We start from the raw sequence: 19,642 nt of genomic DNA on the forward strand, positions 1-19,642 counted from the left end.
CAGATGAATTCCGTTTCCCAGCGCGCCTTTCTCGGCGTCGAACGTTCGGCGCTCGGGCGCCCTTGGCGCGACCGGCTCGACATTGCGGGGCTGGCCCGGGCCGAGGCCCTGGCGCAGGTCGAAGGCGTCCCCGATGCGGTGGCGCGCATCCTTGCTGGGCGCGGCGTCGCCGCCAGCGAGGCCCTGAGCTATCTCGAACCGAAGCTGCGGGACCTGCTGCCCGATCCTTCCGTGCTCCTCGACATGGCGGCTGCCGCCCAGCGTCTGGCTGAGGCGGCGACACGCGGCGAGAAGGTCGCGATCTTCGGTGACTACGATGTCGACGGCGCCTGCTCGGCGGCCCTGCTCGCGATCTTCCTCAAGCAGGCCGGCGCCCGCCCGCGCGTACATATTCCCGACCGGCTGATCGAAGGCTACGGTCCCAACAGCGAGGCGATCGCCATGCTGGCCGGGGAGGGCGCGACGCTCCTCGCCACCGTCGATTGCGGCACAACCAGCCACGAGCCGCTTCGCGAGGCCGTCAGGCTCGGGCTCGACGTTGTCGTGCTCGACCATCACCAGGCGCCGGAACAGCTGCCGGCGGCGGCCGCCATCGTCAATCCTAACCGGCAGGATGATCTCTCCGGCCTCGGCCATCTCTGTGCCGCCGGCGTCGTCTTCCTGACGCTGGTCGCCACCGCGCGCGAGCTGCGCCGGCGCGGGCATTGGGCGAGTAGGGGCGGGGAGCCCGATCTGCTGGCGATGCTCGATCTTGTCGGGCTCGCGACCGTCGCCGACGTCGTGCCGCTGATCGGCCTCAACCGCGCCTTCGTCCGCCAGGGCATCGCGATTCTCAGGCTGCGCCAGCGGCCCGGTCTCGCGGCGCTGCTCGATGCCGCCGGGCTCGATGGCCCGGCCCAGCCCTGGCATCTCGGTTTCCTGCTCGGCCCGCGGATCAATGCCGGCGGGCGAATCGGCGATGCCGGCCTCGGCGCCCGCCTGCTGATGACCGATGACGAGGTCGAGTCACGCAGCATCGCCGCCGAGCTCAACCGGCTGAACCAGGAGCGCCAGGAGATCGAGCGCGCCGCCGTCGAGGAGGCGGTGGCCGAGGTCGAGCACCGTCTCGGTGACGCGGCCGAGCATCCGGTCCTGTTGGTCGGCTCCGCCGATTGGCATCCGGGCGTGGTCGGGCTCATCGCCGCCCGGCTGAAGGAACGCTTTCGCCGGCCGGCCTTCGCCCTGGCGCGTCATCCCGATGGCGGCGCGACCGGCTCCGGCCGTTCCGTTCCCGGCGTCGACCTTGGCGCCGCCGTGCGCCGCGCCGTCGAGGCCGGGCTCGCGATTAAGGGCGGCGGCCATGCCATGGCGGCGGGAATCACGCTGGCGCCGGGGCAGGAGGCGCCCTTCATTGCCTTCATGAGCGCAGAGCTCGCGGCCAATGTCGCGGCCTCGCGCGAGGCCGAGGCGCTGCTGGTCGATGCCGCGATCAGCGCGGGCGGGGCCAATCCGCGGCTGCTCGCCGAGATCGACCGCGCCGGCCCGTTCGGCTCGGGCTGCCCGGAGCCGGTCTTCGTGCTGCCGGCGCATCGGCTGGCCGATGTCGTCGAGATCGGCAGCGGCGGGCATCTGCGGGTCAGGTTGCGCGCCGGGGACGGCGCCAGCATTGGCGGTGTCGCTTTCAGGGCGGCGCAGGAGCCGCTCGGCCAAGCGCTGCTGGCGGCGCGCGGCGAGCAGGTCCATCTCGCCGCGACGCTGACCCTGAATCGCTGGGGCGGCTCGGAGAAGGCGGAGCTGCGCGTGCTCGATCTGGCGAAGCCGCTGTGAACGGTCGACAGAAATCCGAAAACCGGGCTTGCCCAACCGCGGCAGGGTGACTATAGCTCGCCCCGCTTCGCAGCAACGCCGCCTCGCGGCAGAAGCTCGCGACCTTCGTCTATCGGTTAGGACACCAGCCTTTCACGCTGGGGAGACGGGTTCGACTCCCGTAGGTCGCGCCACTGCTGTGGCATCTCGCTGATCCATCCAGTTCTACGCGCCCATCAACCGGCTTGGCTGTGCCGTGCATTTCCGCAGCGGCGCCTCTTCCGTCGAGCGCCCGTGCGAGCGCGCTCAGACCGAGCTCAGCAGGATGCTGGTTTCGCTGTTGAGGACGCCGTCGATGGTGCGGACTTCGCGCAGCACGCGGTCGAAATCGCTCAGGCTGTCGGCACGGACCTCGGCGACGAGGTCCCAGCCGCCATTGGTGGTGTGCAGGGAATGGAGTTCCGGCAGGCCGCGCAATTGGCGGATCACCGCGGTCGTCGAGCGGCCGGTGACCTCGATCATCATGATCGCCCGGATCGCCTTGTCGTCGGTGTCCTGGCGGAAGCGGACGGTGAAGCCGAGCACGGCCCCGGATTCGATCAGCCTGTCGAGCCGGCTCTGCACGGTTGCCCGCGAGATGCCGAGAATCGTCGCGAGCTTCGAGATCGGCGCGCGGCCGTCCTCGCGCAGGGCGGAGATCAAGCGATGATCGAGATCGTCGAAGACATGCATGACAAAACGCTCAATTCTGATTGGCAGATTGCTCTAATTTCTGCCCCTGGATGAACTTGTTCGCAGTTCTTAGTGCAAATTGCCTTGTCGTAGAATGAGGAGAGAACGAGACAGCGGAGGAGGGCGCGCGATGATGCGGTATGTGGGCGTCGACAACATGGTCCGGCTGGTCAGGGCCGTCGGGGTCGAGGCCTATCTGACCGGGCTCGCGGGCTACATCGAAGAGGATTTCCGACGCTGGGCCGAGTTCGAGAAGACGCCGCGCGTCGCCAGCCATTCCCGCGACGGCGTGATCGAGCTGATGCCGACCAGCGATGGCGCGCTCTACGGCTTCAAATACGTTAATGGCCACCCGAAGAACACGCGTGCCGGTCTGCAGACGGTGACCGCCTTCGGGGTGCTGGCGGATGTAGACACCGGCTATCCCCGCCTGCTTTCCGAGATGACGATCACCACCGCGCTGCGCACCGCGGCGACTTCGGCCGTCGCCGCTCGCTATCTTGCGCGCAAGGATGCCGAGGTGATGGCGATCATCGGGCTCGGCTCGCAGTCAGAGTTCCAAGCGCTCGCCTTCAAGGCGCTGAACGGGATCAGGCGCCTGCGCGTCTTCGACATTGATTCGAGCGCGACCGAGAAATTCCTCGCCAATCTCGCTGGCCGGGGCTTCGAGATCGAGGTGGCGGCGAGCGCCCAGGAGGCGGTGCTCGGCGCCGACATCATCACCACCGTCACCGCCGACAAGCTCAAGGCTACGATCCTCTCCGACAACATGGTCGGCGCCGGGGTGCACATCAATGCGGTCGGCGGCGACTGCCCGGGCAAGACCGAATTGCAGCGCGAGATCCTGCTTCGCGCCGATGTCTTCGTCGAGCTGCCGGAGCAGACCAGGATCGAGGGCGAGATTCAGCAGATGCCGCCCGACTTCCCGGTGACCGAGCTCTGGCGCGTGATCACCGGTGAGGCGGAAGGGCGCCGCGCCCGCGACCAGATCACGGTCTTCGATTCCGTCGGCTTCGCCACCGAGGATTTCTCGGCGCTGCGCTATCTCGACGACCTGATCGAGGGCACCGACTATTACGACGAGATCGACCTGCTGACCGAGCCCGAGGATCCGCGCAACCTGTTCGGCCTGCTCGCCGCCTGAAGGCCCGGTCCCGGCGGGAAGCTCGCACGGCTTGCGAATGGGCAAGGCGGGCGTGCTTCACGCTGCTCCCTTGCCGGCGAATGCGCGCGGACCAGCAGCGTTTTCGGTAAGCGCCTCCAGAGCAAGTCGCCTCAGCCGGTCAGGCTCGCTGGTGGCGGAGTGCGCGACCGACCGCGCGTCCTGCGTCGGGGAGCCGTCGACCTTGAAGGCGGCGATCAGCCCGTCCAGCCTCTGAACCTGGCTCGACAACGCGGCCGCGGACGCAGCGCTTTCCTCGGCGAGAGCGGCGTTCTGCTGCGTCGAGGCATCCATCATGGCGAGCGTCTGGCTCATCTCGTCGATCCCGTTCGCCTGTTCCGACGAACCGGAGGAGATTCCCGAGACCGCCGACGCGACCTGCTGGGATGCGGCGACGATCCGCTCCAGCACCGAGCCCGCCGAGCGCACCAGGGTGACGCCGCGCGCGACTTCGGTGTTGGAAGCGCTGATCAGCGCATTGATGCCCTTGGAGGCTTCGCCGGAGCGCTGGGCGAGGGTTCGGACCTCCGAGGCTACCACCGCGAAGCCGCGACCGGCATCGCCGGCCCGGGCGGCTTCCACGGCGGCATTGAGCGCCAGCAGATTGGTCTGGAAGGCGATGCCGTCGATCAGGGAGGTGATCTCCGCGATCTTCTTCGATGCCTCGTCGATCCCCGTCATCGCTTCGACCGCCTGCCGGACGATCGCGCCGCCTTCTTCGGCGACCAGCATCGCCTCCCGGGCGGCCTGCTCGGCATGACGCGAGGATTGCGCGTTGCTCTTGACCGAAGCCGCCAGCTCCTCGGTCGTCGCGGCGCTCTCTTCCAGTGAAGCGGCCTGTTCCTCGGCGCGCTGAGCCAGATTCTGCGAGGCCTGCGAAACCTCGCCGACGCTCGAGCGAATTTCCCGCGTCGTCGACAGGACGGTCCGCATCGTGTCTTGCATCGTGGCGACCGCAGCGTTGAAATCGTCGCGGAGCTGGCCGTACTCGGCTGGCAGGTCATCGGGCATGCGATAGGTGAGGTCGCCACGGGCCATGGCCGCCATGGCTTGTCCCACGGAGCTGACGACTGCTGCGCGCTCTTTCTCCAGCACCTCCCGCTCGCTCCTGAGGCGAGCGGCCTCTGCCGCCTCCAGGTAGACCGAAATCGCAAAGTCCATGTCGAGCAGCGTCGCCTTGGCGACAGCGCTCACTTCCGCGCTCACCGATCCGGCACTCACCGCGCTGTCGCTTTTGTTCTGGCGAGCCCGGAACGCCTTGCCGAAAACGCCTGTTGCCGCCTCTTCCTCGCCGGCCTGGGGCCAGCGTGCCGCGATGATCTTGCCGATCAGGGCTTCGAGAACGAGGCCATAGCCGCCGATGTACCATCGCGGTGCGAGGCCGATCCGGGCGTGGACCTGGCCAACGATCGAAACCGCCCGGACATAATCCTCGTCGAAGCGCCCTCCCGAGATCATATCCCAATGGGCGATCTGCTTGCTCTTGGCGCCAGAGATCTGGGGCTCTCCCGAAAAGAACGCCCGCGTCTCGGGAAACGCGCGAACCTGGTCGTAGAAGTCATCGAGCGCTTGCGGCAGCGCATCCATCACGATCGGCTTTACGCTCTGGATGCTCTCCAGAGCGGATTTGTCCAGCTTCATGAACTGAAGGCGTTCGGATAGGGCGCTCGACGACGACATATGACTATCCCGATTGAATGAGTTGACGGCTTGGATCGAGGGCAGGCCAGGCAAGTTCGTTCGTTGCGATGAGTTCTGCGCGGGCGCTCGGTCAGGCGGCTCTCACCGTCGACAGGAAGATCTCCGCTTCGGACATCAGGCTTCCGGCCTGCCGTGCGAGGTCGGTCGTGGCCGACAAGGCATGCGAGGATGCTGCGCTCGACTCCGAGGCACGTCTTGTCACGCTGACGATGCTGTTCGCGACCTCGGCCGAACTTTGCCAGGCCTGCTGCAGATTGCCGGCGGTTTGCTGGGTCGCCTGTTCCTGATCCGCGATGGCGCGTGCGATGTCGGCTCCGATCCCGTTCATTTCGTCGATGGTTCGCCTGATCGTGCCGACCGCGGCCGCAACGTACTGGGTAAAGTCGCGGATGGTTCCGATCTGGGCGTCGATCTCGGAGGTCGCATGAGCCGTCTGGGTGGCCAGCAGCTTCACCTCCGCGGCGACGACCGAGAAACCACGGCCGGTCTCGCCTGCGCGTGCCGCTTCGATGCTGGCGTTCATCGCCAGCAGCCGGGTTTTGCCGGCGATCTCCCGGATCACGTCGACGATCCCGTCGATCCGGTCGACGGAGCCGGTCAGTTCGCCGACCTGGCCGCTGATTTGCTGGGCTTCGGTTACCGCGCGTGTGGAAACCAGGCCGGAGGCCGCGATCTGCCGACCGACTTCGCTGAGGGAGAGCGCCAGGGCGTCGGTCGCGCCAGCCACCGCTTCGATGTTCGTCGTCGCCTCGAGCGATGATTCCGAGGCGGCATCGGCCTGCTGCAAGGTCTCGCTCGATGACACTGCGAGTTGTCCCGCCGAAGCCTGGAGATCGTTCGCTGCAGCAGTGACGGAACGGACGACGGTGGCGACCACCTGCTCGAAATTGCCGGCCAGTCCTTCCAGCGTTTCCTGCCGCTTGCGGCGCTCCGCTTCGAGATAGACGCCGATCGCCAGATCCATGTCGAGCAGGGCGGCGCGGTTGAGCGCGATCGCCGCGCGCTGCATCCGGTGCTCCCTGCCGAGGCGCCATGCCGCCTTTGGCCGCCCGATGCGGGCGATCAATCGCGCCAGGATGAAATTGTAGCCGCCGATGTACCAGCGCGGCTCCAGCCCCAACCGGCAATGCACCTCGCCGATACGCCTGACCGAGTTGGCGTACTGGCTGTCGTACGCCGCCTCCGTGATCAGGTCCCAATGCGCGATCTGCATCTGGCGAGCTCGTGCAAGCACGGTCTCGCTCGGGAAAAGCCGGGACACATCGGGAAAATGTCGGATGTGACGGTAGAACACATCGAGCACGCCCGGGAGCTCGACAGCCACGATCGGACGGATCTCGCGGAGCAGGGCGCGGGCCTCGTCATCGATCCCGGCGAAACGGAGCCTTTCCGAGATGTCGTCGCAGCACGGCGCATGGCCCGGACCGTTGCCGGAGAGTGGGCGACCAATCAGGGACGAACTGGCGCGTTCCGAGCCTTCGGCGAGCGCATCCGTCACCCTTTCAGGTCCAGGCAGACTCATGGAATAACAGCTCCCTGCGCCGTGATCGCCTCGCGGAACGGGGGGCCGAGAGGATATGAACGATTCCGTTCTTATTGAGTACCGTAGCGTACGTTACGCAAGGTTAACAGAAGATTGTCCGCCATGGCCCAGCGCAACGCCCGGGGGAATGCTTGAAGCAAGAGTTGAAGGGCGATTTCGATATCCGGAATCAGGTATTGCTCTCGGTCCGGCCCGAGGCACGGGCCTTCATCGAGCCGCGTCTGATCACGCGGCGACTAGCTCTCGGCCAGACGCTGAATCAGGAGAACGAACCCTTCACGCATGCGATCTTCCCGCATGAAGGCGTGATCTCTCTCAAGGCCGAGATGCGCGACGGGCGCAGCGTCGAGAAGGCCTCGATCGGCTACGAGGGCTTCATCGGCATCCCGTTGATCATGGGCGGAAGCGAAGCGATCAGCCAGTCGACGGTCGCGGTTCCCGGCTATGCGTCCTGGCTGTCCATCCAGGATCTGGACGACGCGATCGCCGGCTTTCCCTGCGTCCGCGAAGCCATGCTGCGCTACGCCAAGAGCCTGATCATCCAGCTGCTCGAAACGGTGGCCTGCAACAGCCTTCACAGCGCGGAGGAGCGCATCGCGCGCTGGCTGGCGCACGCCCATGACCGGGTCGTGGGCGACAGTTTCCAGCTCACCCAGGCGGCGATCTCGCAGGCGCTCGGGCTGCGCCGGGCGACCGTCAACCAGGTCTGCTCGAAGCTGATGGAGAACGGGGCGATCGCCTATTCGCGGGGCGATCTGACCGTCCTCGACGCCGACCGACTCCAGGGCCATGCCTGCGAATGCTATGGCCGAGTCCGCAAGGCCTTCGAGATCAATGCGAAACCCGTCGAGCGCTTCATCAGATAGGCTGCGCGAGATCCGGCAAAGACGGCGGGACCGTTGCCGGTTCTCGGACGCGCCATGACCGAGGTGCATGGGTGCGCAGGTTCTCATCTGCCGGCCAGCGTCCTATAAGGCCGTACCGCGTGGTTCGCCCTTTCCGGGAAGGCACCAGGTGGACGAACCCACCGAGTGCAGCGCCCGCATGGCCGACCTCGCCAATCTCTTCAATCTGGTCGCGCCCTTCTTCGGGCTGATCGTGCTCGGCTTCGCCGTCGGCCGCTACAAGCAGCTGCCGGAGGAAGGGCTCGCATGGATGCAGTTCTTCCTGATCTATGTGGCGCTGCCCTGCCTGTTCTACCGGCTGATCGCCGACAAGCCGCTGAGCGATTTGACCAATTGGGCCTTCGTCGGAGTGACGACGACGGCGACCTTCATCGCCTTCGTGCTCTCCTTCGCCCTCGGCTACAGATATACTAGGGGCAACATGCCCCAGGCGGTGATGCAGGGCGTCGCCGGCTCCTATTCCAATATCGGCTATATGGGGCCGCCGCTGATCCTGGCGGCGCTCGGGCCGGTCGCGAGCGCCCCCGTCGTCCTGATCTTCGTCTTCGACAATCTGCTGCTGTTCTCGCTGATCCCGTTCCTGATGGCGGTGGCCGGCGTCGAGAAGCGCAGCCTCGCAGCGACGGCCGGCGACGTCGCGTGGAAGGTCGCGACGCACCCGTTCAATCTCGCGACCGTCGCCGGCGTGCTCGCCGCCTTTACCAAGCTCGAACTGCCCACCGCGATCGACAAGATGACGCTCTGGCTGTCTCAGGCCGCGGCGCCCTGCGCATTGTTCTTGCTCGGCGTCACCGTCGCGCTGCGGCCGATGAAGCGCATGCCCGGCGAATTGCCCGCGCTCGTCTTCATCAAGCTGGTGCTGCACCCTTTGCTGGTCTGGGTCCTGCTCTCGGCGTTGGGCAATTTCTCCGACGCCTGGATTTATGCGGCGGTGATCATGGCGGCGCTGCCGCCGGCGCTGAACATCTTCGTGATCTCGACGCAGTACCGCGTCGGCGTCGAGCGCGCCTCGGCTTGCATCCTCGTCGGCACCATTGTCTCGACCGTGACGCTGACGGGCTTCCTGTGGCTGGTGAAGACGGGCAGGATGCCCGCCGATCTTTTCCACTGAGCGCCCGGCCGGGCCTCGCCAAGGGCAAGCCCGACGATGCAGCCGCTTTCCGATCTCCTCGTTCTCGACTTTTCGACCTTGTTGCCGGGCCCGCTCGCCAGCCTGTTCCTGGCCGAGGCGGGAGCGCGGATCGTCAGGATCGAGCGGCCGGAGGGTGAGGACATGCGCCGATTCCCGCCGCGTTTCGGCGAGACCTCGGCGCCGTTCGCGGCGCTCAATCGCGGCAAGACCAGCCTCGCCATCGACCTCAAGGCTCCCGACGCGGTGGAACGCCTGCGCCCGCTGATCGAGAAGGCCGACATCCTGATCGAGCAGTTCCGGCCCGGCGTGATGGCGCGGCTCGGCTTCGGCCCGGAAGCCATGCGCGCGATCAATCCGCGGCTGATCTATTGCTCGATCAGCGGCTACGGCCAGGAAGGCCCGCGCGCGCTCGAAGCCGGGCACGACATCAACTATCAGGCGATCGGCGGGCTGCTCGGCCAGTCGCTGAAGCGCGGCGAGCCCGCGCCGCTGCCGCCGACGCTGGTCGCCGACATCGCCGGCGGGGCGATGCCGGCCGTGCTCAACATCCTGCTCGCTTTGCGTGAGCGCGACCGCTCGGGACAGGGCTGTCATCTCGACATCGCCATGACAGATGCGATGCCGACCTTCGCCTGGTACGGGCTGGCACAGGGCCAGGCGAGCGGGCGCTATCCGCAGGGCGGGGAGGGGCTGCTGACCGGCGGCAGCCCGCGCTACGGGCTCTACTCCACCGCCGATGGCTGGTTCCTCGCCGTCGGAGCGCTGGAGGAGAAGTTCTGGGCGACGTTCTGCGCGGCGATCGGTCTCGAAGAGGCGCTGCGCGACGATCGCCGGCAGGAGGCGGCGACGCGCGCCGCCGTCGCGGCGCTGATCGGCGCGCAGCCTGCCGAACACTGGCGCGCACTGCTCGAGCCGCTCGACTGCTGCTGCACCGTGGTGCGGACGCTGGAGGAGGCGCTGGCCGATCCCCATCTTACCGCCCGCGGCCTGCTCGACCGGCAGGCGGAGGAGCCGGGCGGCCGGCGGATCGTCTCGACGCCTTTGCCGCTGGCGCCGGTCTTCCGCGATGCGGCACCCGCGTTGCGCAAGGTTCCGGCGGTCGGCGACGAAGCGCTCTGAACGTCGCGCTCAGCCAGCGGCGGTGCCGCCGGCGAGACCCTGGCGCATGACGAGGCGGCGCAGCGGGCCGAAGCGCGACAGGGCGAGCAGGCCGGCACCACGCAACAGATCGGCCGGCAGCAGGTCGGTCAGCAAGGTCCGATTCAGCGCGTCGACGGCGCCGGTGCGCAGCCGCACATCCGCCTGGCGGGAGAGGTCGTAGCGCGCCAGCACTCCCTCGGCACCGGGATCCTCGGCCTCGATCAGGGCGTCGCGCAGTGCCGCGACGTCGCGCAGGCCGAGATTGAGGCCCTGCGCGCCGATCGGCGGGAAGACATGCGCGGCCTCGCCGATCAGCGCGGCACGCTCCGCCGCGAAGCGCTCGACGGACAAGCCGCCCATCGGCACGCGCCCGCGCCGGCCTTCGACGGTCATCGCTCCGACGATGGAGTGGGTCTGCCGCTCGACCGCTCGGGCGAAGCCGGCATCATCGAGCGCGGCGATCTCGTCGGCCTCGCGCGGGGCCAGCAGCCAGACGAGCGAGGAACGGCGGCCCGGCAGCGGCACCAGCGTGCACGGGCCGGCGCGGGTATGGAACTCGGTCGAGGCGTCGCCATGCTCGCGGCGATGGCCGAGGATCGCGGTTAGCGCCACCTGCGGGTAGGTCCAGTCGCGCGTCTCGATCCCGGCCGCGGCCCGAACCCGCGAATTGCGGCCATCCGCACCGACCACGAGCGCCGCATGCAGCGGCTCGAAGCCAGCGCCGGAAAGCCGCGCCGCTTCCGGCCCGATCGCGATCTCCTCGACCGGCAGCGGCACCATGCGGATCGCCGGCTCTTGCGCAGCACGCGCGGCAAGGGTCTCGACCAGGGCGGCGTTCTCGACATTCCAGCCGAAGGCCGAAAGCCCGAGCTCCGCGGCCTTGAACTCGACCGGCGGCTGGCGGAACAGGCTGCCGGTATCGTCGACCAGGCGCATGATCTCGAGCGGGGCGGCGAGGCGCTCCAGCGCCTTGCCGAGACCGAGTTCGCCGAGCAGGCGCCAGGAGCCGTCGAGCAGGGCGACGGTGCGGCCGTCGCGTGGGGCGGTCGCAGCGCCGAACAGCACGCTCTGCCGGCCGCTGGCGGCGAGGGCGAGCGCCGCGGCGATCCCGACCGCGCCGGCGCCGACGATGGCGATCTCGCAATCCTGCATGGGTTGTTCCGTCATGTCGTCTTGGCTAGCCCATGTCGGCAGCGCTGGCGAGCGCGCCCTTGCCGCAGCTCAGGCATCGCGGAACCTGACCAGCGTCTCGTCGATCCCCTCATGGCCGAGCACGCGGCGCACCGGTGCCGTCGCGCCGAGGATCTCGACCCGCGCGTCATGGCGGATCGCCTTGTCGACCATCGCCCGCAGCGCGACGGCGGCGCTCGAATCCGCGAAGGGAACGTCGGAGAGATCGAGCACGATGCGGGCCGGGAACGGCCCGGTCCGATCAAGCACGGTCGCGACGCTCATGCTGGCTCCGAAGAAGAGCGGGCCGGAGATGCGGTAGCGGAAGGTATCGCCATTGCCGTTGCGGACCTTTTCCGTTTCGGCCGGCTCGGACGCGTCATCGTCGTCGACCAGGGCCGGGTCCATGCCGGCCTCGACGGTGACGACATTGGCCATGCGGTGCATGAAGATCAGCGATCCCAGCACGACGCCGACGCCGATGCCGACCATCAGATCCTCGAAGATCACCAGCAGGAAGGTCGCCAGCAGCACCACCGAGTCGGCACGGGAATGCCTGAGGATGGCGATGAAGGCCGCCTTCTCCGCCATGTTCCAGGCGACGACGGCGAGCACCCCTGCCAGCGCGGCGAGCGGGATGTAGGAGGCGAGCGGCGCCGCGACCAGCATGAAGAGCAGCACGAACAAGGCGTGCAGCATGCCCGCAACCGGCGTCTGGCCACCGGCCCGGACATTGGTCGCGGTGCGCGCGATCGTCCCGGTCACGCAGATGCCGCCGAACAGCGAGGCGCCGATATTGGCGGCGCCCTGCGCCACCAGCTCGGTGTTGGAGCGGTGCCGCCGCCCGGTCATGCCGTCGGCGACCACCGCCGAGAGCAGCGACTCGATGCCGCCGAGGATCGCGATCGACACCGCAGCCGGCAGGACCGCGACCAGCTTCTCGAGGCTGAATGCCGGCAGATGCGGCGCCGGCAGCGAATTCGGGATGCCGCCGAAGCGGCTTCCGATGGTTTCGACCGGCAGGTTCAGCAGGAACACCAGCGCGGCGGCGAGGGCGACCGCGATCAGCAGCCCCGGCCAGCCCGGCCGCCACCGGCGCAGGCCGAGGATGACGCCGATGGTCAGCGCAGAGAGGGCCATGGCCGCCGGATTGACCGTGGGCAGCGCCTGCCAGAGCGCCTGCAGTTTCGGCAGCAGCGCCGCCGGCTCCTTGCCCGGCAAGGTCAGGCCGAAGAGGTCGCGGATCTGGCTGGCGAAGATGATGATGGCGATGCCGGCAGTGAAGCCGACGAGGACCGGGTGCGGGATGTATTTGATGTAGGTGCCGAGCCTGAGCAGCCCGATGGCGATGAGAATGGCGCCGGCGACCAGCGTTGCCAGCACGAGCCCGTCGAAGCCGTGCTGGTCGATGGTCGCGGCGATCAGGACGATGAAAGCACCGGCCGGGCCGCCTATCTGGTGGCGGCTGCCGCCGAGAGCCGAGACCAGGAAGCCGCCGATGATGGCGGTGAAGAGGCCGGCAGCCGGGGGCGCGCCGCTGGCGATGGCGATCGCCATGGAGAGGGGCAGAGCGACGATGGCGACCGTCAGCCCGGCCAGCGCGTCGGCCCGTAGTCGGGCCGGGCCGTAGCCCTCCCGCAGCACGGTGAAGAGCTTGGGAGCGAAGGTTCCATGCGAAGCCGTGTCGCTGCCAAGGCGTGCCCCTGGCTCGTTCATGTCTTGTTCCTGCTCCGCGATTCCGCCAGCCCGATCGTTCTCCGGCACGCGACTCGCGCCAGACGCTGATCCCCATGCGCAGTCCAGCCGTTGCGCCGGCCGGATGCAAGTCCCTATGGTCACGCACCTGCCTCGAGGAGAGATTGCCATGGTGAAGGCCATTCGCGTGCACAAGACCGGCGGACCGGAGGTGCTCCAGCTCGAAGACGTCACGCTGCCGGCGCCGGGGCCCGGCCAGCTGCTGATCCGCAACCGCGCCATCGGCCTCAACTTCATCGACACCTATTTCCGGACCGGCCTCTACCCGGCGCCGCAAATGCCGTTCACGCCCGGCAACGAGTCGGCCGGCGATGTTCTCGCCGTCGGCGAAGGCGTTTCCGAGTTCAAGCCGGGCGACCGTATCGCCTGCGTCGCGGGCCTTGGCGCTTATGCCGAGGAGCGGATCGTTCCCGCGGCTGCGGCCGTGGCCTTGCCCGATGCGGTGTCCTATGAGGCGGCTGCCAGCATGATGCTGAAGGGCCTGACGGCCGAGTACCTGCTGCACCGGACGTACAAGGTGAAGCCGGGCGACACGATCCTCGTCCATGCCGCTGCCGGTGGCACTGGGACGATCCTCTGCCAGTGGGGCAAGGCGCTGGGCGCCACGGTGATCGGCACCGCCGGCTCGAAGGAGAAGGCCGACCTCGCCAAGGCTCATAGCGCCGACCATGTCATCCTCTACGGCGAGGAGAACGTCGCCGCGCGCGTCAAGGAGATCACCGGCGGCCAGGGCTGCGACGTGGTCTATGACGGCGTCGGCAAGGACACCTTCATGGCCTCGCTCGACTCGCTGAAGCCGTTCGGCCTTCTGGCGAGCTTCGGCAATGCCTCGGGCGCGGTCGACGGCGTGAATCTCGGCATCCTCGCCTCGAAGGGCTCGCTGTATGTGACCCGGCCGACGCTCAACACGCATACGGCCAAGCGCGAGACCATGGTCGAGATGGCGAAGAACCTGTTCGGCGCGGTGAGCTCCGGCAAGGTCACGGTGGCGATCAATGCCCGCTTCCCGCTGGCCGAGGCGGCTGCGGCCCACCGCGCGCTCGAGAGCCGCGGCACCACCGGCTCGACGGTGATCATTCCGTAGGCGCTGCCGCACCGGGAGCGCTATTCCGCCCGAATTGCCGTCTAGAAGCCGTCCTGCCGGGAGTGCTTTCCGGCTGGAGCGGGCTGCGAACGGATCACGGGATGAAAAGGGTGGGGCTGGCGCTGCTGCTGGCGCTCGGGCTCGGTGGCGCGGGGGGACTCGTCGCACCGCCGGCCTTGCGGTTGTGGGAGCTTCACGCAGCCGCCGACGATCCCGTCGCGCTGTCGCGACTACGCCTCGACCAGGCGCTCGATGCTGCGCGCGTCGCCACGGGAATCGAGGAGGCGATCACTGCCGGCGACATCGAGCTCGCCGACAGCTTCATCTCGCTCGCCACAGACCGCGACATCGCTGTGGCGCCCGAGCAGCTCCGGCGGTTGCAGGCCCTGCGTGACGGTGCCTGGCTGCGCACCGCTTCCGATTTCGGCCATGGTTTCGTCGCCGGCGCGCGCGACAGCGATGCCGCCTTCGCCGGAGCGCTGGCGAGCGATGTCACCGGCTTCGGCGATCTGCGCGACCTCGCGCTCGAAGGACGAAAACTGCTCGGCGGGCAGGGCGCAGACGAGACCATCCTCGCACTGTCCGCCGTGGGGCTCGCTGTCAGCGCCGCCACCTGGGTCAGCATGGGCGGCGGCCTGCCGGCCCGTGGTGGCCTTAGCGCCGTCAAGGCCGCCGGCAAGGCGAAGCTGCTCTCGCCAGCCCTCACCGCCAGTCTCGGCCGTGCCGCTGCCGGCGCGCTCGACCGGCCGGCGCTCGCCGCCAGCCTTGGCGCAGCCGCGCGGCTCGACCTTGCCGCGGCGAAGGTTGCTGCCGGCGGGATCGTCCGCCCGGCGGCCCTGGCACGCTTCACGGCGCTCGGCCAGGATGCCGGCGTCCTCTATGCGCGCACTGGCCAGCGCGGTTTGCGCCAAGTGCTCGCCGTCGCCGAGGATGCGGGCGATATCGGCAAGGCGGCCCGGCTCGGTGCGGCAAAGCCCTCGACCTTGCGCGCGACGCTGAAGGTGCTCGGCCGCTCGGCGCTGGCGCTCGGAGCATTCAGCCTCAGCGCCGCAAGCTGGATGCTCGCCCTGCTCGGCTATGTGCTGGTGCTCGCCATGGCCGCACAGCGTTTCGGCTGGTGGCTGGGGCGCCTCGGCCGTCGACGCCGTCAGGAGCGGGCGGCGCGAAAGCGGGCATCGGGCCTTCGCTGGAATCCGCCCCTTCCTGCCGCAGCGTGAGCCGGCGCGGACGTCAGATCTCGCAGGCCGAGGCCATGGCCGAATCTACCTGAAAAGAAAAAAAGCGAAAGCAGGCGAAAGCGAAAGTCGAAAGCGGTTCTGCCGACGGCAATGACCGGGAAACAATCATCTCCCGGACCTTACGTCATGTACCGCTTCCTGCGCCTTGCAGGCTTCAGCCTCTCCTTCCTGATCGTCGCGACCGTGCTCTACGGCCAGTTGACCAGCCGGCCGACCATCCACGTCGCGCTTCAGCTCGAAGAGGGCCAGGCCCGGCTCGAGAAGCCCTCGCGGATGCGCATCGGGCGCGTCGCCGAAATCCGCCGCATGCCGCGCGCCGTCGGCGCGACCTTCGCCTGATCAGAAGGAGCGGAAGGAGGCCTCGCTCAGACCGCAACCCCGTGAAGGTCATAGGCGTCGGCGCGCTCGACCTTGACCGTGACGATGTCGCCCGGACGGAGCGGCCGCCGGCTCGCGACATAGACATTGCCGTCGATCTCCGGCGCATCCCATTTCGAGCGGCCCTTGGCGACCGTCGGGCCGGCCTCGTCGATGATCACCGGAATGCGCTTGCCGACTCTGGCCTTGGCGAGGCGGGCGCTGACCAGCGCCTGTGTCTTCATGAAGCGGTGCCAGCGCGCTTCCTTCTCCTCCTCGGCGATGGCGGGCAGGCCGAGATCATTGGCCTTGGCGCCCTTCACCGGCTCATATTTGAAGCAGCCGACGCGCTCGAGCTTCGCTTCCTTGAGCCAGTCGAGCAGGAAATCGACATCGTCCTCGGTCTCGCCGGGGAAGCCGACGATGAAGGTCGAACGGATGGCGAGATCCGGGCAGATCTCGCGCCATTTTCCGATGCGCTCCAGCGTCTTCTCGTGATGGGCAGGCCGGCGCATCGCCTTCAGCACTGAGGGGGAGGCATGCTGGAAGGGGATGTCGAGATAGGGCAGCACGTGCCCTTCGGCCATCAGCGGGATGACCTCGTCGACATGCGGGTACGGGTAGACATAGTGCAGGCGGACCCAGATGCCCATCTGGCCGAGCTCGCGCGCCAGCTCGAAGAAGCGGGTGCGGACCTCGCGATCCTTCCACATCGAGGGCGCGTACTTGATGTCGAGCCCATAGGCGCTGGTGTCCTGCGAGATCACCAGCAATTCCTTGACGCCGGCCTTGACCAGCTTCTCGGCCTCTCGCAGCACCTCGCCGATCGGCCGTGAGACCAGGTCGCCACGCAGGTTCGGGATGATGCAGAAGCTGCAGCGATTGTTGCAACCTTCTGAAATCTTGAGATAAGCGTAGTGTCGCGGCGTCAGCTTGATGCCCTGGTCCGGGACCAGGTCGACGAAGGGGTCATGCTTCGGCGGCGCGGCCTGATGCACGGCCGAGACGACGCTCTCATAGGCCTGCGGGCCCGTGATCGTGAGCACGTTGGGGAAGGCGCTCCGGATCTGCTCGGGCTCGGCGCCCATGCAGCCGGTGACGATGACCTTGCCGTTCTCGGCCATGGCCGAGCCGATCGCCTCCAGCGATTCCTGCTTGGCGCTGTCGAGGAAGCCGCAGGTGTTGACGATGACGAGATCGGCGCCCGCATGGCTCTTGCTGAGCTCATAGCCCTCGGAACGCAGCGAGGTGATGATGCGCTCGGAGTCGACCAGGGCCTTGGGGCAGCCCAGCGAGACGAAGGAGATTTTCGGCGCGACGGCATTCATCGGCGGCAGGACTCGACGTCAGGAAAAAGGGAAGGGCGCGGCAGGGCCGGCGCATTGGCGCTTCCTTTGATCCTTTTTGGACGAATTTGCAAATGCCGGATGAGCGCGGGCCGACTTCGAAACGGCTCTCGGCAGGATCGTCGTCATGCCGAAAGCCAATGCGAACCGGAATCCGCTCCGGCCGAAAACGCCCTAGCCGGCAGCAGTCGCGACCGGGCGCTCGGGATCCTGGGTCCAGTCGGTCATCGAGCCGTCATAGAGCGAGACCTCGTCGCGTCCAAGCACCTCGGAGAGCACGAACCAGTTCAGCGCCGCGGTATGGCCGGTGTTGCAATAGGAGATCGCCGGGCCGCTTGGTACCGCACCATAGAGCGCGCCGAGATCGCCATGTGGCTTGAGTTTGCCGGCCGCCGGATCGAAGGCCGCCGCATAGTCGCGCGAGACGGCGCCCGGGATATGACCGGCGCGCGTTGCCTCCGCCGCTTTCTCGCGGCCGTCGAAATAACTGGCGGCGCGCGCATCGACCAGCGTGGCGAGCTTGCCGCGCGCGGCCACGAAGGTCGCGTCGGCCGTGCTGCGCAGTTCCTGCTTCACGACGACGGGGTAAGGGGTAGCAACCGCCGGTCGCGAGGGACCGGTTGCGACTGGCCGCGCCGGATCGACCTGCCAGCCCCTGAATCCGCCATCGAGAATCGTCTGCTGCCCGTGGCCGATGAGCTTCAGGGTCCAATAGACGCGCGCTGCCGCCGCAAAATCCGTGGCGGCGTGCCCAGCGGGGACGATCACGACCCGGCTTTCGGGGCGAATGCCGAGGCTGCCGGCGAGCGCGGCGAGATGATCGAGCGGCGGCAGCATGCCGGGCGCGTTGCCGATCTTGGCGCGCCAGCCCGCGGCGGCATAATCGCTATGTACCGCTCCGGGGATATGGCCAGCCTCGAACGCGGCCTGTCCGCCTTCGGCGGTGGCGCGGATATCGATGATGACGAGATCCGGTCGGCCGAGAGCGGCCTGCAGGGTCTCGGGCGAAACCAGTCCGGATACGGGAAAATCGCTCATTCCGCTGCCACCTGCTTCAGTTCGTCGATCACCTCGAGCGAGGCGCTCATCTCCGCGGTCGCACCCAGCATGATCGAAGCTGAGCAGTATTTTTCCTTCGACAATGTGACGGCGCGCTCGGCCTTGGCCTGGGAGAGGCCGCGCCCGGTGACGCGATAGGCGATGTGGATCTTGGTGAAGACCTTGGGATCCTCCGTCGCGCGCTCGGCCTCGACCTCGACCTCGCAGCCGGTGACGTTCTCGCGGCCCTTCTTGAGGATCTGCACCACGTCGAAACCCGTGCAGCCGGCGAGGCCGATCAGCAGCATCTCCATCGGCCGGATGCCGATATTGCGGCCACCATATTCCGGAGCGCCGTCCATGACCACGGCATGACCGCTGCCGGCCTCGCCCATGAAGGCCATGCCCTCGACCCAGCTCGCGCGTGCTTTCATCACCGTCTCCTTCGACATGGTCCGCTACCGAAATAGCCCGGCGACGCTTGCGAAGCGAGAGGGTCAGGCTGCGGCGAACAGGCTGCCATGCGTGATGCGCAGCCGCACGCGCTCGCCGATCGCCGGCGCGACCTGGCTGGCGAGGTCGACGTCGAGGCGTTTTGGCAGGCCTTCCACGGCGACTTCGGCGCGGCGCAGCGGCCCGTTGCGGCGCAGATGCTCGACGACACCGGGCAAGGCGAGCGGCGCATCGTCGACGATGCGCAGATGCTGCGGACGGACATAGAGCGAGGCCGGGCCGCCCTGGTTCTGCGTGAGACCGCCGAGCACTGGTCGGTCGAGGAAGAAGGCCTGGCTGCCGACGACCTTGACGGGGAGGTGATTGGCGTCGCCGAGGAACTCGCAGACGAAAGGCGTCGCCGGGTGATCGTAGACATCGTCGGGCGAGCCGACCTGTTCGAGCCGGCCATCGCTCAGGATCGCGACGCGGTCGGCGAGTTCGAGCGCCTCTTCCTGGTCATGGGTGACGAAGACGGTGGTATGGCCGGTGCGCTGGTGCAGCTGCCGCAGCCAAGCGCGCAATTCCTTGCGGACCTTGGCGTCGAGCGCGCCGAAGGGCTCGTCGAGCAGTAGCACGCGCGGCTCGATGGCGAGGGCGCGGGCAAGGGCGACACGCTGGCGCTGCCCGCCCGAGAGCTGGCTCGGATAGCGCTTCTCCAGCCCGGGGAGCTGGATCAGTTCGAGCAGCTCGGCCACGCGGCGCCGGATCTCCGCGGGCTCGGGCCGCTCGCCGCGCGGGCGCGACTTCAGTCCGAAGGCGACGTTCTCGCCGACCGTCATGGTCTTGAACAGCGCATAATGCTGGAAGACGAAGCCGATCCGCCGGTCGCGCAGGGAGAGATCGCGCGTGTCGATGTCGCCGAACAGGACGCGGCCGCGCTCGGCCTGCTCCAGCCCGGCGATGACGCGCAGCAATGTGGTCTTGCCCGAACCGGACGGGCCGAGCAGGGCGACGAGTTCGCCCGGCTGGATGTCGAGCGAGACGCCGCGCAGCGCAGGGAAGTTCTGGAAGCGCTTCTCGACGGATTCGATGGTGACGGCGACGGACATGGGCTGAGCT

The 19,642-nt window shown here is 68.0% G+C and carries 17 protein-coding genes and 1 tRNA gene; 9 read left to right on the forward strand and 9 right to left on the reverse strand.

What is annotated here, in order from left to right:
• Positions 1 to 3 precede the first annotated feature (3 nt).
• Both recJ and RKE40_RS16265 read left to right on the forward strand, forming a co-directional pair.
• Positions 4 to 1,806 (forward strand): single-stranded-DNA-specific exonuclease RecJ, encoded by a 1,803-nt coding sequence (gene recJ, locus RKE40_RS16260; RefSeq protein WP_316019272.1) that lies wholly within the window; start codon positions 4 to 6, stop codon positions 1,804 to 1,806.
• Between the two features lie 98 nt (positions 1,807 to 1,904).
• Positions 1,905 to 1,979, forward strand: a tRNA-Glu gene (locus RKE40_RS16265).
• A gap of 112 nt (positions 1,980 to 2,091) precedes the next feature.
• On the opposite strand, the gene RKE40_RS16270 is transcribed toward RKE40_RS16265, so the two are convergent.
• Complete coding sequence (locus RKE40_RS16270) at positions 2,092 to 2,517, reverse strand: Lrp/AsnC family transcriptional regulator (RefSeq protein WP_316019273.1); 426 nt, start codon at positions 2,515 to 2,517, stop codon at positions 2,092 to 2,094.
• A gap of 130 nt (positions 2,518 to 2,647) precedes the next feature.
• Here RKE40_RS16270 and RKE40_RS16275 point away from each other — a divergent pair, with 130 nt between their 5' ends.
• Entirely contained in the window at positions 2,648 to 3,661 is a 1,014-nt protein-coding gene (locus tag RKE40_RS16275; protein WP_316019274.1) for an ornithine cyclodeaminase, read from the forward strand.
• A gap of 57 nt (positions 3,662 to 3,718) precedes the next feature.
• Here the strand turns inward: RKE40_RS16275 and RKE40_RS16280 are convergent, their stop codons facing one another.
• Together RKE40_RS16280 and RKE40_RS16285 are read right to left on the reverse strand one after the other, a co-directional pair.
• Entirely contained in the window at positions 3,719 to 5,413 is a 1,695-nt protein-coding gene (locus tag RKE40_RS16280; protein ID WP_316019275.1) for a methyl-accepting chemotaxis protein, read from the reverse strand.
• A gap of 37 nt (positions 5,414 to 5,450) precedes the next feature.
• Entirely contained in the window at positions 5,451 to 6,902 is a 1,452-nt protein-coding gene (locus RKE40_RS16285) for a protoglobin domain-containing protein (protein WP_316019276.1), read from the reverse strand.
• A 152-nt stretch (positions 6,903 to 7,054) separates the two neighbouring features.
• Here RKE40_RS16285 and RKE40_RS16290 point away from each other — a divergent pair, with 152 nt between their 5' ends.
• The 3 genes from RKE40_RS16290 to RKE40_RS16300 all read left to right on the forward strand — a co-directional run bounded on the left by RKE40_RS16290 (position 7,055) and on the right by RKE40_RS16300 (position 10,079).
• A complete protein-coding gene (locus RKE40_RS16290) occupies positions 7,055 to 7,789 on the forward strand; it encodes a Crp/Fnr family transcriptional regulator (protein WP_316019277.1) in 735 nt (244 codons plus the stop codon).
• 148 nt (positions 7,790 to 7,937) lie between these two features.
• On the forward strand, positions 7,938 to 8,939 hold the full coding sequence (locus tag RKE40_RS16295; RefSeq protein WP_316019278.1) for an AEC family transporter: 1,002 nt from the start codon (positions 7,938 to 7,940) through the stop codon (positions 8,937 to 8,939).
• 36 nt (positions 8,940 to 8,975) lie between these two features.
• On the forward strand, positions 8,976 to 10,079 hold the full coding sequence (locus tag RKE40_RS16300) for a CaiB/BaiF CoA transferase family protein (protein WP_316019279.1): 1,104 nt from the start codon (positions 8,976 to 8,978) through the stop codon (positions 10,077 to 10,079).
• Positions 10,080 to 10,088: 9 nt separating this feature from the next.
• Here the strand turns inward: RKE40_RS16300 and RKE40_RS16305 are convergent, their stop codons facing one another.
• Positions 10,089 to 11,267, reverse strand: coding sequence for a UbiH/UbiF family hydroxylase (locus RKE40_RS16305; protein WP_316019280.1), 1,179 nt, complete (start codon positions 11,265 to 11,267; stop codon positions 10,089 to 10,091).
• A 54-nt stretch (positions 11,268 to 11,321) separates the two neighbouring features.
• The gene (locus RKE40_RS16310) at positions 11,322 to 12,986 is read right to left on the reverse strand and encodes a SulP family inorganic anion transporter (protein ID WP_316019281.1); all 1,665 of its coding nucleotides are present in this window, start codon (positions 12,984 to 12,986) and stop codon (positions 11,322 to 11,324) included.
• Positions 12,987 to 13,134: 148 nt separating this feature from the next.
• Between RKE40_RS16310 and RKE40_RS16315 the strand changes: the two genes are divergently transcribed.
• From RKE40_RS16315 to RKE40_RS16325, 3 genes are all read left to right on the forward strand, one after another.
• Positions 13,135 to 14,109, forward strand: a complete 975-nt coding sequence (locus RKE40_RS16315; protein WP_316019282.1) for a quinone oxidoreductase family protein — start codon at positions 13,135 to 13,137, stop codon at positions 14,107 to 14,109.
• Between the two features lie 101 nt (positions 14,110 to 14,210).
• Positions 14,211 to 15,326: a hypothetical protein gene (locus RKE40_RS16320; RefSeq protein ID WP_316019283.1), complete on the forward strand. Its 1,116-nt coding sequence runs from the start codon at positions 14,211 to 14,213 to the stop codon at positions 15,324 to 15,326.
• A gap of 147 nt (positions 15,327 to 15,473) precedes the next feature.
• Positions 15,474 to 15,686, forward strand: a complete 213-nt coding sequence (locus RKE40_RS16325) for a hypothetical protein (RefSeq protein ID WP_316019284.1) — start codon at positions 15,474 to 15,476, stop codon at positions 15,684 to 15,686.
• Positions 15,687 to 15,712: 26 nt separating this feature from the next.
• Here the strand turns inward: RKE40_RS16325 and rimO are convergent, their stop codons facing one another.
• From rimO to RKE40_RS16345, 4 genes are all read right to left on the reverse strand, one after another.
• Complete coding sequence (gene rimO / locus RKE40_RS16330) at positions 15,713 to 17,032, reverse strand: 30S ribosomal protein S12 methylthiotransferase RimO (RefSeq protein WP_316019285.1); 1,320 nt, start codon at positions 17,030 to 17,032, stop codon at positions 15,713 to 15,715.
• Between the two features lie 192 nt (positions 17,033 to 17,224).
• A complete protein-coding gene (locus RKE40_RS16335) occupies positions 17,225 to 18,088 on the reverse strand; it encodes a sulfurtransferase (protein ID WP_316019286.1) in 864 nt (287 codons plus the stop codon).
• The gene (locus tag RKE40_RS16340) at positions 18,085 to 18,522 is read right to left on the reverse strand and encodes an OsmC family protein (RefSeq protein ID WP_316019287.1); all 438 of its coding nucleotides are present in this window, start codon (positions 18,520 to 18,522) and stop codon (positions 18,085 to 18,087) included. Before RKE40_RS16340 ends, RKE40_RS16335 begins: the two co-directional genes overlap by 4 nt.
• Before the next feature lie 63 nt (positions 18,523 to 18,585).
• Positions 18,586 to 19,632: a sulfate/molybdate ABC transporter ATP-binding protein gene (locus RKE40_RS16345; protein ID WP_316019288.1), complete on the reverse strand. Its 1,047-nt coding sequence runs from the start codon at positions 19,630 to 19,632 to the stop codon at positions 18,586 to 18,588.
• Positions 19,633 to 19,642: the final 10 nt, after the last annotated feature.

This window comes from Allobosea rubneri (assembly GCF_032464875.1).
GTDB classification, from domain to species: Bacteria; Pseudomonadota; Alphaproteobacteria; order Rhizobiales; family Beijerinckiaceae; genus Allobosea; species Allobosea rubneri.

Excerpts from the sequence above, each read along its gene's own strand:
- RKE40_RS16310 (WP_316019281.1), bottom strand. The coding sequence starts at position 12,986 with ATGAACGAGCCAGGGGCACGCCTTGGCAGCGACACGGCTTCGCATGGA.
- RKE40_RS16305 (WP_316019280.1), bottom strand. The coding sequence starts at position 11,267 with ATGACGGAACAACCCATGCAGGATTGCGAGATCGCCATCGTCGGCGCC.
- RKE40_RS16345 (WP_316019288.1), bottom strand. The coding sequence starts at position 19,632 with ATGTCCGTCGCCGTCACCATCGAATCCGTCGAGAAGCGCTTCCAGAAC.
- rimO (WP_316019285.1), bottom strand. The coding sequence starts at position 17,032 with ATGAATGCCGTCGCGCCGAAAATCTCCTTCGTCTCGCTGGGCTGCCCC.
- RKE40_RS16315 (WP_316019282.1), top strand. The coding sequence starts at position 13,135 with ATGGTGAAGGCCATTCGCGTGCACAAGACCGGCGGACCGGAGGTGCTC.
- recJ (WP_316019272.1), top strand. The coding sequence starts at position 4 with ATGAATTCCGTTTCCCAGCGCGCCTTTCTCGGCGTCGAACGTTCGGCG.
- RKE40_RS16325 (WP_316019284.1), top strand. The coding sequence starts at position 15,474 with ATGTACCGCTTCCTGCGCCTTGCAGGCTTCAGCCTCTCCTTCCTGATC.
- RKE40_RS16300 (WP_316019279.1), top strand. The coding sequence starts at position 8,976 with ATGCAGCCGCTTTCCGATCTCCTCGTTCTCGACTTTTCGACCTTGTTG.
- RKE40_RS16285 (WP_316019276.1), bottom strand. The coding sequence starts at position 6,902 with ATGAGTCTGCCTGGACCTGAAAGGGTGACGGATGCGCTCGCCGAAGGC.
- RKE40_RS16275 (WP_316019274.1), top strand. The coding sequence starts at position 2,648 with ATGATGCGGTATGTGGGCGTCGACAACATGGTCCGGCTGGTCAGGGCC.
- RKE40_RS16340 (WP_316019287.1), bottom strand. The coding sequence starts at position 18,522 with ATGAAAGCACGCGCGAGCTGGGTCGAGGGCATGGCCTTCATGGGCGAG.
- RKE40_RS16320 (WP_316019283.1), top strand. The coding sequence starts at position 14,211 with ATGAAAAGGGTGGGGCTGGCGCTGCTGCTGGCGCTCGGGCTCGGTGGC.
- RKE40_RS16335 (WP_316019286.1), bottom strand. The coding sequence starts at position 18,088 with ATGAGCGATTTTCCCGTATCCGGACTGGTTTCGCCCGAGACCCTGCAG.
- RKE40_RS16270 (WP_316019273.1), bottom strand. The coding sequence starts at position 2,517 with ATGCATGTCTTCGACGATCTCGATCATCGCTTGATCTCCGCCCTGCGC.